The organism is Mycolicibacterium fluoranthenivorans, assembly GCF_011758805.1.
GTDB classification, from domain to species: domain Bacteria; phylum Actinomycetota; class Actinomycetes; order Mycobacteriales; family Mycobacteriaceae; genus Mycobacterium; species Mycobacterium fluoranthenivorans.
In genome coordinates this window covers 77,898-90,593 of record NZ_JAANOW010000004.1, presented here as the reverse complement: position 1 = coordinate 90,593, position 12,696 = coordinate 77,898, and the positions used below count along the sequence as shown (strand labels likewise).

The following is a 12,696-nucleotide window of genomic DNA, read 5'->3' as shown; positions in this document are numbered from 1 at the left end:
CTTTTGTCGCGGGACATCGCTGACACTCATGATGGTGGTTTGGGTTCGCGGGTGCGGTAGGTACGGGTGGTTTTGTCGCCGCGCTGGTAGCGGCGTGTGGGGTCGGCGGTGAAGGTCCGGACCAGCGTGGTGCCGCTGAGGATGGTGATGTGCTCGCCGTCGCGGATGATGTCGCAGACGTGTCCGGCCCAGCGCAGTCCGACGTTGACCTTGTAGGGCGCGACGAACACGTACCCCGATGTCTGACCGACGGTGTGACGGGAGACAACGACCGGTGCCGGCACGGGCCGGTCAGCGGGCCGGGCCTTCTCCCCGATGCTGAACGCCTCGGCGGGGGTGGCCCCACCGTGTGCTCGGTGCGGTCTGTGGTGGTTGTAGACGACGCGGAACTGCTCGAGCAAGGTGTTGAGTTCGGCGATGGTGGCCGCGGGATCGCGAGCGGTGAGCCACTTCTTCAACGTCTGCCAAAATCGTTCGATCTTGCCGCAGGTCTGCGGGTGATACGGCGTGGAGTTGATGGTGCGCACGCCCAGACTGCGCAGCGCGGCTTCGAAAGACGCTTCGAAACCACGCAGTCGGCCGGTATAGACGAACCCGTTGTCGGTCAACGACATCGATGGGATCCCGCACTCGGTGATCCCGGCCAGCATCACCGTCCAGACCAGTTCAGCGGTGCCGGCGCCGACGGCTGCGGCCAGCCCGGCCAGATAGCGGGAGTGATCATCGAGGCTGCCCGCGATCGCCACTGGTGTGCCGTCGGCCAACATCCACTGCGTCCAGTCTGACTGCCAGCATTCATTGGGCCGGTCGAAGCAGAAACGCTTGGTCGCCGACTTCGGGCGTTTCTGCGGTTGCGCAGTGATCTGCCCACGCCGGGTCAGGATCTGCCACACCGTCGAGCGCGACGGCACCCCGGTGATGCCGTCGCGCTGCAATGACCACACGATCGACTGAGGCCCGCAATCGCAGCCCGCTTCCAGCAGCTGCTTGCGCCGCAACACGATCAGGTCCTCCATCTCGGCCGAGGTCTGACCCGGACTGGTCAACGGTCGCCGGGACTGCTCCTGCAGACCATCGATCCCCAACTGCGCGAAGCGTCGTTGGTACTTGTAGAACGTCTCCCGACTGATGTCATGGTCACGGCAGAACTGAGCCACGTTCGGGATCTGACCGGCCAGGGCCGCCGCCATCCGGATGTCCATCGCCGTCACCTTCTGGGCCATGAACCATGCTGGTCCACGCCCTACTCAGGTGTCAGCGATGTCCCGAGACATACAACTGTCAGCGATGTCCCCGAACAGAACACCGCGGTCACCGCGGGTAAGCGCGCCGAAATCGCTGGTCAGAAGTAGGCGTTGGCCGGGACGGGGGTGCCGTGCAGCAGGTTCTGCCCGATGGCGCGCGCCTTCAGGCCCACCGGGTTGTGCAGGGTGATGGTGCGGATGTTGCGCCAGTGCCGGTCCAGGTTGCGGGTCCGGCTGGCCGCGCTGGCACCGCCGAGCTCCAGCAGCCGGGTGGCGGCCGCCAGGGCGACATCATCGAGATGCACCTTGACCTTGGCGGCTTTGAGCTGAGCTTCCGCGGCCAGTTCGGCGTCGGGGACACCGTTGACCGCCGACGCGTCGGCTGCCGCGATGGCGGCGGCGGCGTCGAGCACTGCGGTCCGCGCGATATAGGCGGTGCCGGCCAACTCGCCGAGCTGACGTTGCAGCAGCGGGTCCTCGGTGGGTTTCTCGGCCACCGCGTGGCTGAAGCTGCGCTCCCGTGACCGCAGCAGCGTCACCCCGTCGTCGACGACGGACTCCAGGATTCCGGCCACGATGGCGTGGATGTAGAGCTGCAGCGAGGCGTACTGCACGGTCGGGGACGGTTCGGCGTCGTAGGGGGTGTCGCTGAGCACCTCGTCGGCGGCCACGGCGACTCTGCTGAACGTCGTGGTGCCGGTACCCGTGCGGCGCTGGCCGAAGCCGTCCCAGTCGTCGATCAGCTTGACCCCGGCCCGGTCCGCGGGCACCACCACGGTGGCCACCGAGTCGTGGTCGGTGGTGGCGGTGGTGGTCAGATAGTCCGAGAACAGGGTGCCGGTGCTGTAGTACTTCTCGCCGTCGAGGTGGAAGCCGCCACCCGGTGCCGGCAGCAGCCGGGTGTTGAACACCAGGCTGCCCACCGCCAGACTGCCCTTCTCGCTGAAGGCGTTGCCGAAGGTCTTGCCCTCGACGACCTTGTCCAGCCAGCGCCGGTCGTCACCGCGCAGCCGCTCCTCGACGAACCAGAAGTGCGCCCGGAAGATGTGGGCAACAATCGGGTCAGCGCGTGCGACATCGATGACCGCGGAAAACAGCTGCGGGACAGTCAATCCCGCGCCACCGAGCTCGGTTGGCACGCGCAGCGTGCCGAAGCCGGCCCGTTTGAGGGCGGCCACCTGGTCAAAAGGATTCTCGTCGTTACGGTCTCGGTCCTTGGCGCCCGATCCGATGCGGGTGAGCAGCTCGGTCCATTCGGGTGATCCTGGCAGGATTCGGGAGGTGTGTTCCACGGTGGTCATGTCAACCAGTTGTACTGAGCGGGCCCGCCGGGGCGCACTGCTTGCGATCACCGCGAACCTAAGATCTGCGGCAGGGCACAATGAGAAACGATGACCATGACCGCCAAGCGCCGTCGAGCCCATGCCAAGCTCGCCGCACTGCCTGGTGTGCGCGCCGTGCGCCGGCCGATCGCCCCCGGCCATCCCGGTGAATTCGACCTGTACTACGTGCGGACCGGCCTGAAATCGGCGCATCCGCTGATCATCATTCCCGGTGGTCCGGGGATGGCTTCGGTGGCGTCCTACCGGGGGCTGCGCCGGCATGCCGCTGTCGCCGGGCTGGACGTGATCATGATCGAGCACCGCGGGGTGGGGTTGTCGCGGCACGACGACACGGGTGCCGACCTGCCGCCGGAGGCGATGACCGTCGAGCAGGTGGTCGACGATATCGCCGCCGTGCTCGATGACGCCGGGGTCGGCTCGGCGATCATGTACGGCACCTCGTACGGCACGTATCTGGCCGCCGGGTTCGGCGTGCGCCATCCGCACCGGGTGGCGCAGATGGTGCTCGATTCACCCCTGCTGTCCGCGAGCGATATCGACTACATGCGCGCGGCGATCCGCGGCCTGCTGCTCGACGGCACCGATCCGCAGACCGCCGGCCTGGCGCCGAAGGTGCGCAAGCTGTTCGACGACGGCGTGCTCACCGACTCGGCGGGCCAGTTGGCAGGCGCGCTGTACGGGTATGGCGGGGCGGCGCTGCTAGGCCGGCAGATCGAGCTGCTGTCCAGTGGGCGGACCTGGGTCTGGTCGGGGCTCAATCTGCTGCGCCGGATCCCGCACCACGCGTCGCCGTTTCGGCACGAGGAGGATCTGGTCAATCGGATCGCCTTCCGGGAGCTCAACTTTGCGGGCGTGCCCGACGGTCTGCCGCTGGACCCGTCGGTCGGTATCGCCGAGCACAACCCCGAGCACGAGGCGTTCGAGAGGGAGCCCTTCGATCTGACTGCCGAGATGCCGCGGTTCGGCTGGCCGACCGTCGTGATCTCGGGTGGCCGCGATCTGGTCACCCCGCCCGCGGTGGCCCGCAGGATCGCCGGACTGATCCCCGGTGCGGTGCTCGTCGAGCTGCCCAGCGCCGGGCACAGTGTGCTCGACGTGCGTGAGCGGGCGGCCCTGGCGATCGTCGCCGCCGTGCGCGCGGGTGCGGCGGACATCCTGCCCGACCGTGCCGCCGAACTCGATGCGTTACCCGCCAAAGCGGTTCTGCGCCTTGCGATGTCCGCGCTCACCGCGGCCACGCTGGCCGAGTCCGCGGTGCCGCCCTGGGTCGAGGGCGTCAGGACTTCATGAATCCGATGGCGGTGTAGTTCACGTCGCCCAGGCCGGCCGCGCCGAAGTTGGCCAGCGTGCTGCGGACCGCGACGTTGCCCGGCGTCTGGAACAGCGGCAGGCTGAACCCTTCCGCGAAGATGAGCTTGTCCGCCTCGTTGGCCAGGTCACGTGCCTTGGCGGCATCCAGTTCGTCGAGTACCTGGTCCACCTTGGCGTCGATCTCGGGAGTGCTGATCTTGCCGAAGTTGCTCTCGGAGCCGGTTTTGTAGGTCTGTTGAAGGGAGGACAGCGGGAAAGCGTCGCCACCCCAGGCGAACTGGGCGATATCGAAATTGCCCACGGTGATCCAGTCGGTGAAAAAGCCGGTGCCGGGCTTGGCCTCCAGCTGCAGGTTCACCCCGATCTGGGCCAGGCTGTTCTGCGCCACCTGGGCGATCTGCCGGGTGCTCTTGGCGTCGTAGAACACATCGCGGATCGTCAACTGGCGGCCGTCCTTCTCACGGAACTGGCCGTTCATCTTCCAGCCCAGGGCATCCAGCTCGGCCTTGGCCTTCTCCGGGTCGAAGGCCACCACCGCGCTGTTGTCCTGGTAGCCCTCTTGGCCGGCGACGAAAACATGGTTGTTCAGCGGGGTCGGATTGTCCACCAGGCCGCGCTGGGAGATGTTGGCGATGGCCTGGCGGTCGATACCCTTGGCGACCGCCACGCGCAGTGCCGGGTCGGCCAGGATCGATCCCGGCGCGCCGTTGAAAGTGAAGTGGTACCACTGCGGTGTCGGGGCCCGGCGGACCGCGATGCCGGGGGTGTTGCGCACGATCTGCAGCTCGTCGAGGGACGCGATGCCCGTGGCGTCGATGGTGTTGTTCTGCAGGGCCGGAACCCGGGCCGCGTCATCGAGCACCAGGTAGGTGATGCTGTCCAGCCGCGGGGTGGCCCCCCACCATTTCGGATTGCGGGTCAGCGTGATGCGCTGGGCGGTGCGGTCCACATTGGAGATGATGAACGGCCCGGCCGACGGACCGGGCCCGTTGAGCTGGCCCTTGTTGAAGACCTCCGGGTTCTCGGTCATCTTCTTGGGCTGCAGCATGCTGTTGCCCGCGAACATGCCCTTCCACTCGGTGTAGTGCTGAGCGAAGGTGATGACAGCCTGCCGGTCGTCGACACCGCGTGTCACCGAGGCCACCCGGTCACTGCCCGCCGAACTCGGAATCAGGTAGCGCTTGTCCTTGCCGTTGGTGGCCTGGATCTGCGAGGCGAGGTCCTCCCAGGTGATCGGCGTGCCGTCGCTCCACACCGCCTTGGGATTGATGGTGTAGGTGACCACCTGTGGGTTCTCGCTGGTGAGCTCGACGCTGGTGAAGTAGTCGGGATTCACCGTCGCCGAACCATCCGGGGCGATGGTGAAGGCACGCGGCAAGGTGGCGCGATGAATGGTCTGCGTCTCGTCGTTGCCGTCGATGGTGAGTGGGTTGAAGTTCGCCCTCATCGAGGGCAGCGCGAGTCGCAGGTTGCCACCCTGCTGCAGGGTGTTGGGATCCTGCGGGTTCATGTCATTGGTGGTGCCCACCGTGGCGTCACCGCCGATCGGCGGGATGCTCTGCTCTCCGCTGGAACAGCCGGACAGGACGAGGGTGACGGCGAAAGTGACGGAAGCCAGCCCGTAAGTCAGGCTACGGATCTTCATGGCGATCGACTTTATCCTCCGGTTGCGGGACTGCGTCGAGTAACCGCCGGGTGTACTCGTGCTGCGGTGCGGTCAGCACCTCTTCGGCCGGGCCTTGTTCGACAACGACACCCCGATGCATGACGACCACGTCGTGGGCCAGATGCTTGACCACCGACAGGTCGTGCGAGACGAACAGATACGACAGCCCGAACTGCTGTTGCAGATCCAGCAGCAGGTTGATGATGCCGGCCTGGATGGACACGTCCAGCGCCGATACCGGCTCATCGAGGGCCAGGATCTTGGGCTGCAGCGCCAGCGCCCGGGCGATACCGATGCGCTGTTTCTGCCCGCCGGAGAACTCGGCGGGGTAGCGGCCGGCGTCCTCGGGGCGCAATCCGACCGTCGTGAGCAGTTCGGCCGTTCGGGTCGCGATAGCTCGCTTGTCGAAACCATTGGCGGACAATGGTTCAGCCAGGACATCCGAGACCGGCAGGCGCGGGTCCAGGGCGGCGACCGGGTCTTGGAAGACCACCTGCAGGTCGGTGCGCAGGCGCCGCCGGGTGCCGCGGTCGAGCGTCGCGACGTCGGTGCCGAGCACCTCGATCGAACCCGACTGCGGCGCGGTGAGTTCCAGAATCTGGTGCAGCGTGGTCGATTTGCCCGATCCCGATTCACCGACGATGCCCAGCGTGCGACCCTCGCGCAGTTCGAAGCTGATACCGTCGACGGCCCGCACCTCGCCGACCTGACGGCGCAGCAACACACCTTTCGTCAGGGGATAGGTCTTGACCAGATCGCGGACCCGCAATACCACCGGCGGGGTGTCCGTCGCCTCGGCGTTCTCGGGTTCGGTACGCACGCCGTAGATCTCGGCCGCGCTACGGCCCATCACCTCGTCGGTGTGGATGCATGCCGCGCTGTGCCCGGGGCCGATCTGGAGCAGCGGCGGTTCGGCGGCGGTGCAGTCCTCGGTGGCCAGTGGGCAGCGAGGTGCGAACGGGCATCCCGGGGGCAGCGCGGCCATCGACGGCGGGGCACCGAGGATCGGCACCAGTCGCCGGCCGCGGGGTGCGTCCAGCCGCGGTACCGAGCCGAGTAGGCCCGCCGTGTAGGGCATCGCGCGGTTCTCGTAAAACTCTGACACCGAAGCGCTTTCGACCACCGCGCCGGCATACATCACCAGCGCCCGGTCGGCGAACTCGGCGACCACCCCCAGATCATGGGTGATGATCAGCACGCCGGCGCCGGTGACATCGCGGGCCGTGCGCAGCAGGTCCAGGATCTGGGCCTGAACGGTGACATCCAGGGCGGTGGTGGGCTCGTCGCAGATGATGAGATCCGGATCGTTGGCGATCGCGATGGCGATCACCACGCGCTGGCGTTCGCCGCCGGACAGTTCGTGCGGAAACGCCCGGGCCCGCTGGCCCGGGTTGGTGATGCCCACCAACTCCAGCAGTTCGACCGCCCGGGTCCGGGCCTTGCGGCGGTCCAGGCCGGGCTGGTGGATGCGCAGCGCCTCGGCGATCTGGTCGCCGACGGTGTACACCGGTGTGAGCGCCGACATCGGATCCTGGAACACCGTCCCGATGGAACGGCCCCGAATCTTCGACAGCTGGTTGTCGTCGAGGGTCAGCAGTTCCTCACCGTGCAGGCGCACCGAGCCGGACACCTCGGCGTACTCGGGAAGCAGGCCGACGACGGCCATCGCGCTCGCCGACTTCCCGGCACCCGATTCACCCACCAGGGCCACGACTTCACGCGGGGTGATATCGAAGGACACCCCGCGCACCGCGGACACCCATTCGGTGTCGGTCGGGAACGCGACGGTCAGGTCGCGGACCTCCAGCAGGCTCACTTGGCACCCCTCCGGGGCCGGCGCGATCCGGGGTCCACCGCATCCCGTAACGCGTCCCCGGCGAGGTTGGCGCACATCACGATCAGGATCAGCACACCCGCCGGGAACAGGAACACCCAGGGGAAGGTGGTGGCCGACGGGGTGCCGTCGGCGATCAGGGTGCCCAGTGACACGTCGGGGGCGCGCACGCCGAACCCGAGGAAGCTCAATCCGGTTTCGGCGAGGATGGCGACGCCGACGTTGAGCGTGGTGTCGATGATCAGGATCGAGGCCACGTTGGGGAGCACGTGCCGGGCGATGATGCGGGTGTCGCTGACGCCCATATACCTTGCTGCGGTCACGAATTCGCGCTCGCGCAGACTCATGGTGAGTCCGCGCACCATGCGTGAGCTGATCATCCAGGAGAAGACGGCCAGCAGCACGATCAGCACGAGCAGTGCCCCCGAGCCGTTGGTGTTCCTGGTGGCGATGGCGATCAGCAGGAAGCTCGGCACCACCAACAACAAGTCGACGACCCACATCAACGCACGGTCCCGCCACCCGCCGAAGTAGCCGGCGATCGCGCCGACCACGGCGGCGATGAACGTCGAGATCAGGGCCACGCACAGGCCGATCAGCATCGACTTCTGCATCCCGCGCAACGTCAGCGCGAAGAGATCCTGGCCCAGGGCGTTGGTGCCGAACCAGTGCTTCGGGCTCGGCGGGGTCTGCAGGGCGTAATAGTCCAGATCGGTGTAGCTGTAGGGCAGCAGTGGGGGCAGCGCATAACAGCCGACGAAGAGGAGGCACAGCACGACCAGTGCCACCATGGCGGGCCGGTTGCGGACGAACCGTCGCCACACCAGGGTGCGCCGGGACGCGAAGGTGTGGACGTCCACACCGGATTTGGCTGTGGTCGTCATCGGTTCGCTCATCGGATTCGAACCCGGGGATCGAGCGCCGCCAGGATCACGTCGGACAGGACCCCGGCCAGCAGTACCGTCGCACCGGAGAACACCGTCATCGCGACGATGATATTGGTGTCCTGCGAGGCCAGCCCCTGGACGAACCATTCACCCATGCCGTGCCAGCCGAAGATCTTCTCGACGAACACCGCTCCGGTGACCAGGCCGCCGACACCGTAGGCGAACAGGGTGGCCATCGGGATGAGCGCCGTCCGCAGCCCGTGCTTGACCAGCGCCTGCCGCCGGGTCAGACCCTTGGCCCGGGCGGTGCGGATGAAGTCCTGGCCGAGGACGTCGAGCATCGCGTTGCGCTGATACCGGCTGAACCCCGCGATCGACCCCAGCGCGAGCGTCAGTGTCGGGAGCACCAGATGCTGGATCCGGTCGACGAAGATATTCCAGCCGCCGCCGATCGCATCGGGCGAGGTTTCGCCGGTGTACTCGAAAAGCTGCACACCCAGAATCGAATTCACCCGCAGGGCAACGAGAATCAGCAGGCTGGCGATGACGAACGTGGGCGTGCTGATGATCAGTAGCGACAGCGCGGTGATGACGCGGTCCGAGAGCCGGTACTGCCGAATGGCGCCCCACGCGCCCACCACCACGCCCAGGATCGCGCCGACGACCGAGCCGATGACCACCAGCCGCAGGCTGACCCCGACTCGGCGCCCCAGCTCGTCGCTCACCGGTTGACCGGTCACCGTCTTACCGAAGTCGCCGTGCACGGTGCCCACCAGCCAGGTGGCATAGCGCGCCGGGATCGGCTGGTCGAGATTCAGTTCGGCGGCCTTGGCGTCGATCACCGCCTGTGGCGGGCGCGGGTTGCGCTGCTGCAGACTCTCCAGCGGTCTGAACGTCAGGGACGCCAGCGTGAACGCCAGGAAGGACGCCAACAACAGCAGCACGATGTAGTTGAGCAAGCGTCGTGCCAGAAACCGCGTCATCGAACCTCCTGCATGAGGCACAGGGTAGGAGATGACCGCGCCACAAGCCCGTTACCGGCGAATTGACATGCACGCGTCAGCTTTCTCACAGTGTCGTGGGATTCACTCTCACAGCATGAATTCAACAACTCCCCGGAAGATTCAAATGTTCGCCGCTGCCGTCGGCGCGGGCGCCCTGGTGGCGATCGGCGTGCTCGGCGCGCTGTTCGCCCATTCCAGTGCGCCGATGGCGTCGAACACGATGCAGATCGGCGTCACCACGACATTGGAGCCGACTCCGCCGACCTCGCCAGAGGTGGCCCGCGCGGTGCCCGCCATCAGGGGCCCCGCCAAGTAGCTGCTCGGTGGAGGCGACCCCCACGGCTACACCCTCGGGGTTCGCCGTCGCGCACTAGTGATCGGCTGCGCCGATCGTGGTGATCGATCGGGTGTCACCGGTCCGGGTGGCGCGGATGCTCACCTTCTGGTTCACCGTGAACGGCACGCTGCTGTCTGCCGCTGTCGGCGGGATGACGTACGTGCTGGTGAAGCCGTCGTCGCTGCGCGCGGTGATCGACGTGGCCGACACGGCGGTGACCGTGCCCACCTGGACGAGGTCGGTCTGAAACCCGCCGTTGCCGTCGGGGACCACGAACTCGCCGTGCAGCGCCGCCGGGTCCGTCGCGACGTGACCCGTCCCGGACCGGCCCGGACCCCCGCCGAACGGTTCCGCGCCGGGAGGCGGGCCACCCGGGAATCCACCGAAACCCCCGCCGCGGCCACCGGTGTCGGTCGCCGCGTAGACCGCCCCGCCGCCCAGGGCGCCGATCACCACGGCCACGCCGACCGCGGCGATGGTCTCGCGTTTACCCCAGCGCTGTTCCTGGGGCCGGCCCCAGGGTTGTTCTTCCTCGCTCATATCCGCCACTGTGACGGGAATCCCTATGTGCAGGCTGTGAGGCGAGACGGTTGTGGATAGAACTCGCAATATTCATAGATTGCGCATAGGAACGGCACAGTGCCAGCCCATGACTTGTTTGAATACTGAACAGTGTGACCACGGTGACCAATGGGCTGGCGAACGGGCAGGCAAGCGGAATGTCTAGCGGATCGGGATCCGAGTCAGATCCGGCGCGCGTCGTGATGCGGCGGGCCGACGGAAAGCCGATCAACGTTCTCGTCGTCGACGACGAGCCGGTGCTCGCCGAACTGGTGTCGATGGCTCTTCGCTATGAGGGCTGGGACATCGAGACCGCCGGCGATGGTGCGAGCGCCATCGAACTCGCCAAGGAGAACCCGCCCGACGTCGTCGTGCTCGACGTCATGCTGCCGGACATGAGTGGCCTGGACGTCCTGCGCAAGCTTCGCGACCAACAGCCCGGACTGCCCCTGCTGTTGCTCACCGCCAAGGACTCGGTGGAGGACCGGATCGCCGGCCTCACCGCGGGCGGCGACGACTACGTCACCAAACCCTTCAGCCTGGAAGAGGTCGTCCTGCGGTTGCGTGCACTGCTGCGCCGCACCGGGGTGGCCAACGAAGCCGGCGGTGCGCAGATCGTGGTGGGTGATCTGGTGCTCGATGAGGACAGTCATGAGGTCACCCGGGGCGGCGATCCCATCTCGCTGACCGCGACCGAGTTCGAGCTGCTGCGGTTCATGATGCGCAACGCGAAGCGGGTGCTGAGCAAAGCACAGATCCTGGACCGCGTGTGGAGCTACGACTTCGGCGGCCGGTCCAATATCGTCGAACTGTATGTGTCCTACCTTCGCAAGAAGATCGACAGCGGCCGCGAACCGATGATCCACACCCTCCGCGGCGCCGGCTACGTCCTGCGCCCACCGCGCTGAGGTGAGAAGCCGCGTCCTGGCACCACGCACCTGGTCGCTGCGCATGCGGCTGCTGGTCACCCAGGTCACCCTGCTGGCGCTGCTGTGTGTCGGCATCGGCGTCGCCACCGAGTTCGCGTTGCAGCGATTCCTCATGCATCAGCTCGACACCCAGCTCCTGGAAGCCGCCCGGCGTTCCGCGGGCATCGTCGACCTGCCACCGCCCCCGTTCGGGCCGGGGCCGCCGTTGGACGGCCCGCAGCACAGCGGTGGGCCGCCCGCATTCCGGTTCGACCCGGAGGCCGGGCCCGGCCCGGGGTTCCTGAATGCGCCCGGTCAGGCGATCCGCACCGTCGGCATGGTCATCGGGCACGATGGATCCCTCGATGCCGGGGTGATCACCTCGGAGGGGGCCACCGCCGATATCAGTTCCACCGCGGCCGCTCAGTTGGCCGCCGTCCCGCCGACGCGAACCCCGGTCGCCATGCACCTGGATGGTCTGGGGTCTTACCGGGTGCTCGCCCTGCATGCGCACCGCAGCGGCCGGGTGATCGTGGTCGGTCTGCCCACCACCGTGGTCGACGACACCCTGCTCTGGGTGCTCGCGATGTTCTGTGTCGTTGCCGCGATCGCGCTGGCCGGGGCCATCATCGCCTGCATCTGGATCATCCGCCGGCAACTGGCGCCGCTGTCGCGGCTGTCGGCGGCGGCCCGCGATGTGGCCGATCTGGAACTGGACCGCGGCGAGGTCAATCTGCCCACGCCGATCGTCCCGGTCGACCCCGACACCGTCCATACCGAGGTGGGTCAGCTCGGGTCGGCGCTGAACCGGATGCTGGACCGGATCGCCGGCGCGCTGTCGGCCCGCCATGCCAGCGAGACCCGGGTGCGCCAGTTCGTCTCGGACGCCAGCCATGAGTTGAGGACGCCACTCGCAGCCATCAGGGGTTACACCGAACTCGCCCAGCGCAAGCGCGACGATCTGCCGGCCGATGTCGCGCACGCGGTGAGTCGGGTCGAGTCCGAAGCCCAGCGGATGACGACGCTGGTGGAGGACATGCTGCTGCTGGCCCGCCTGGACGAGGGGCGCCCGCTGGAGCGCGCCCAGGTCGACATGTCGCAGCTGGTGGTCGATGCCGTCAGCGACGCGCACGCCACCGGCCCGGATCACGTGTGGTCGCTGGACCTGCCCGAGGAGCCGGTGCTGCTGGTCGGCGATCATGCCCGGCTGCACCAGGCGCTGGCCAATCTGTTGGGCAACGCCCGCACGCACACCCCGGCGGGCACCTCGGTGGTCACCTCGCTGAGCGTGCTGCCCGACGGCGACGTGCAACTGACCGTGGCCGACGATGGGCCGGGCATCCCGGCGAAACTGCAGCCGGAGGTCTTCGAACGGTTCGCGCGCGGGGATTCGTCGCGATCGCGGCGGATGGGCAGCACCGGGCTGGGTCTGGCGATCGTGGCCGCCGTGATCCGGGCGCACGGCGGGCGTATCGAACTGCGCAGCGCGCCGGGCGATACCGAGTTCGTCGTCACCCTGCCCCGAGGCGAGTCACAGGTAACGCACAGCGCCGACAAAACCGCCACGTAGCGCGGGTTGTGAGGATCGAGTAGGTGACCGC

At 67.5% G+C, this 12,696-nt stretch carries 11 protein-coding genes; 4 read left to right on the top strand and 7 right to left on the bottom strand.

What is annotated here, in order from left to right; translation table 11 throughout:
* Positions 1 to 26 precede the first annotated feature (26 nt).
* Both FHU31_RS26955 and FHU31_RS26950 read right to left on the bottom strand, forming a co-directional pair.
* Positions 27 to 1,223: an integrase core domain-containing protein gene (locus FHU31_RS26955; protein WP_167163828.1), complete on the bottom strand. Its 1,197-nt coding sequence runs from the start codon at positions 1,221 to 1,223 to the stop codon at positions 27 to 29.
* Between the two features lie 119 nt (positions 1,224 to 1,342).
* A complete protein-coding gene (locus FHU31_RS26950) occupies positions 1,343 to 2,545 on the bottom strand; it encodes an acyl-CoA dehydrogenase family protein (protein WP_167163826.1) in 1,203 nt (400 codons plus the stop codon).
* A gap of 90 nt (positions 2,546 to 2,635) precedes the next feature.
* On the opposite strand from FHU31_RS26950, the gene FHU31_RS26945 reads away from it, so the two are divergent.
* Positions 2,636 to 3,877 carry an alpha/beta fold hydrolase gene (locus FHU31_RS26945; protein ID WP_167163824.1) on the top strand — a complete coding sequence of 414 codons (1,242 nt, stop codon included), beginning with the start codon at positions 2,636 to 2,638 and terminating at the stop codon, positions 3,875 to 3,877.
* On the opposite strand, the gene FHU31_RS26940 is transcribed toward FHU31_RS26945, so the two are convergent.
* From FHU31_RS26940 to FHU31_RS26925, 4 genes are read right to left on the bottom strand one after another with little or no spacing between them, the layout of a single operon-like run.
* A complete protein-coding gene (locus tag FHU31_RS26940; RefSeq protein WP_167163822.1) occupies positions 3,864 to 5,543 on the bottom strand; it encodes an oligopeptide ABC transporter substrate-binding protein OppA in 1,680 nt (559 codons plus the stop codon). The genes FHU31_RS26945 and FHU31_RS26940 overlap by 14 nt on opposite strands.
* Positions 5,530 to 7,380, bottom strand: a complete 1,851-nt coding sequence (locus FHU31_RS26935; protein ID WP_167163820.1) for an oligopeptide ABC transporter ATP-binding protein OppD — start codon at positions 7,378 to 7,380, stop codon at positions 5,530 to 5,532. The genes FHU31_RS26940 and FHU31_RS26935 overlap by 14 nt, the downstream gene beginning before the upstream one ends.
* Positions 7,377 to 8,294: an oligopeptide ABC transporter permease OppC gene (locus FHU31_RS26930; protein WP_167163818.1), complete on the bottom strand. Its 918-nt coding sequence runs from the start codon at positions 8,292 to 8,294 to the stop codon at positions 7,377 to 7,379. Before FHU31_RS26930 ends, FHU31_RS26935 begins: the two co-directional genes overlap by 4 nt.
* On the bottom strand, positions 8,291 to 9,268 hold the full coding sequence (locus tag FHU31_RS26925; RefSeq protein ID WP_167163816.1) for an oligopeptide ABC transporter permease OppB: 978 nt from the start codon (positions 9,266 to 9,268) through the stop codon (positions 8,291 to 8,293). The genes FHU31_RS26930 and FHU31_RS26925 overlap by 4 nt, the downstream gene beginning before the upstream one ends.
* Before the next feature lie 145 nt (positions 9,269 to 9,413).
* Here FHU31_RS26925 and FHU31_RS26920 point away from each other — a divergent pair, with 145 nt between their 5' ends.
* A complete protein-coding gene (locus FHU31_RS26920) occupies positions 9,414 to 9,605 on the top strand; it encodes a hypothetical protein (RefSeq protein WP_167163814.1) in 192 nt (63 codons plus the stop codon).
* A gap of 54 nt (positions 9,606 to 9,659) precedes the next feature.
* On the opposite strand, the gene FHU31_RS26915 is transcribed toward FHU31_RS26920, so the two are convergent.
* Complete coding sequence (locus tag FHU31_RS26915; RefSeq protein WP_167163812.1) at positions 9,660 to 10,166, bottom strand: hypothetical protein; 507 nt, start codon at positions 10,164 to 10,166, stop codon at positions 9,660 to 9,662.
* Between the two features lie 224 nt (positions 10,167 to 10,390).
* On the opposite strand from FHU31_RS26915, the gene FHU31_RS26910 reads away from it, so the two are divergent.
* The gene (locus tag FHU31_RS26910) at positions 10,391 to 11,095 is read left to right on the top strand and encodes a response regulator transcription factor (protein ID WP_167164388.1); all 705 of its coding nucleotides are present in this window, start codon (positions 10,391 to 10,393) and stop codon (positions 11,093 to 11,095) included.
* A gap of 43 nt (positions 11,096 to 11,138) precedes the next feature.
* A complete protein-coding gene (locus FHU31_RS26905; RefSeq protein ID WP_167164390.1) occupies positions 11,139 to 12,665 on the top strand; it encodes a sensor histidine kinase in 1,527 nt (508 codons plus the stop codon).
* Positions 12,666 to 12,696 lie beyond the last annotated feature (31 nt).

Coding starts and splice junctions, on each gene's coding strand:
- FHU31_RS26955 (WP_167163828.1), bottom strand. CDS start 1,223: ATGGCCCAGAAGGTGACGGCGATGGACATCCGGATGGCGGCGGCCCTG.
- FHU31_RS26950 (WP_167163826.1), bottom strand. CDS start 2,545: ATGACCACCGTGGAACACACCTCCCGAATCCTGCCAGGATCACCCGAA.
- FHU31_RS26945 (WP_167163824.1), top strand. CDS start 2,636: ATGACCATGACCGCCAAGCGCCGTCGAGCCCATGCCAAGCTCGCCGCA.
- FHU31_RS26940 (WP_167163822.1), bottom strand. CDS start 5,543: ATGAAGATCCGTAGCCTGACTTACGGGCTGGCTTCCGTCACTTTCGCC.
- FHU31_RS26930 (WP_167163818.1), bottom strand. CDS start 8,294: ATGAGCGAACCGATGACGACCACAGCCAAATCCGGTGTGGACGTCCAC.
- FHU31_RS26925 (WP_167163816.1), bottom strand. CDS start 9,268: ATGACGCGGTTTCTGGCACGACGCTTGCTCAACTACATCGTGCTGCTG.
- FHU31_RS26920 (WP_167163814.1), top strand. CDS start 9,414: ATGTTCGCCGCTGCCGTCGGCGCGGGCGCCCTGGTGGCGATCGGCGTG.
- FHU31_RS26915 (WP_167163812.1), bottom strand. CDS start 10,166: ATGAGCGAGGAAGAACAACCCTGGGGCCGGCCCCAGGAACAGCGCTGG.
- FHU31_RS26910 (WP_167164388.1), top strand. CDS start 10,391: ATGCGGCGGGCCGACGGAAAGCCGATCAACGTTCTCGTCGTCGACGAC.
- FHU31_RS26905 (WP_167164390.1), top strand. CDS start 11,139: ATGCGGCTGCTGGTCACCCAGGTCACCCTGCTGGCGCTGCTGTGTGTC.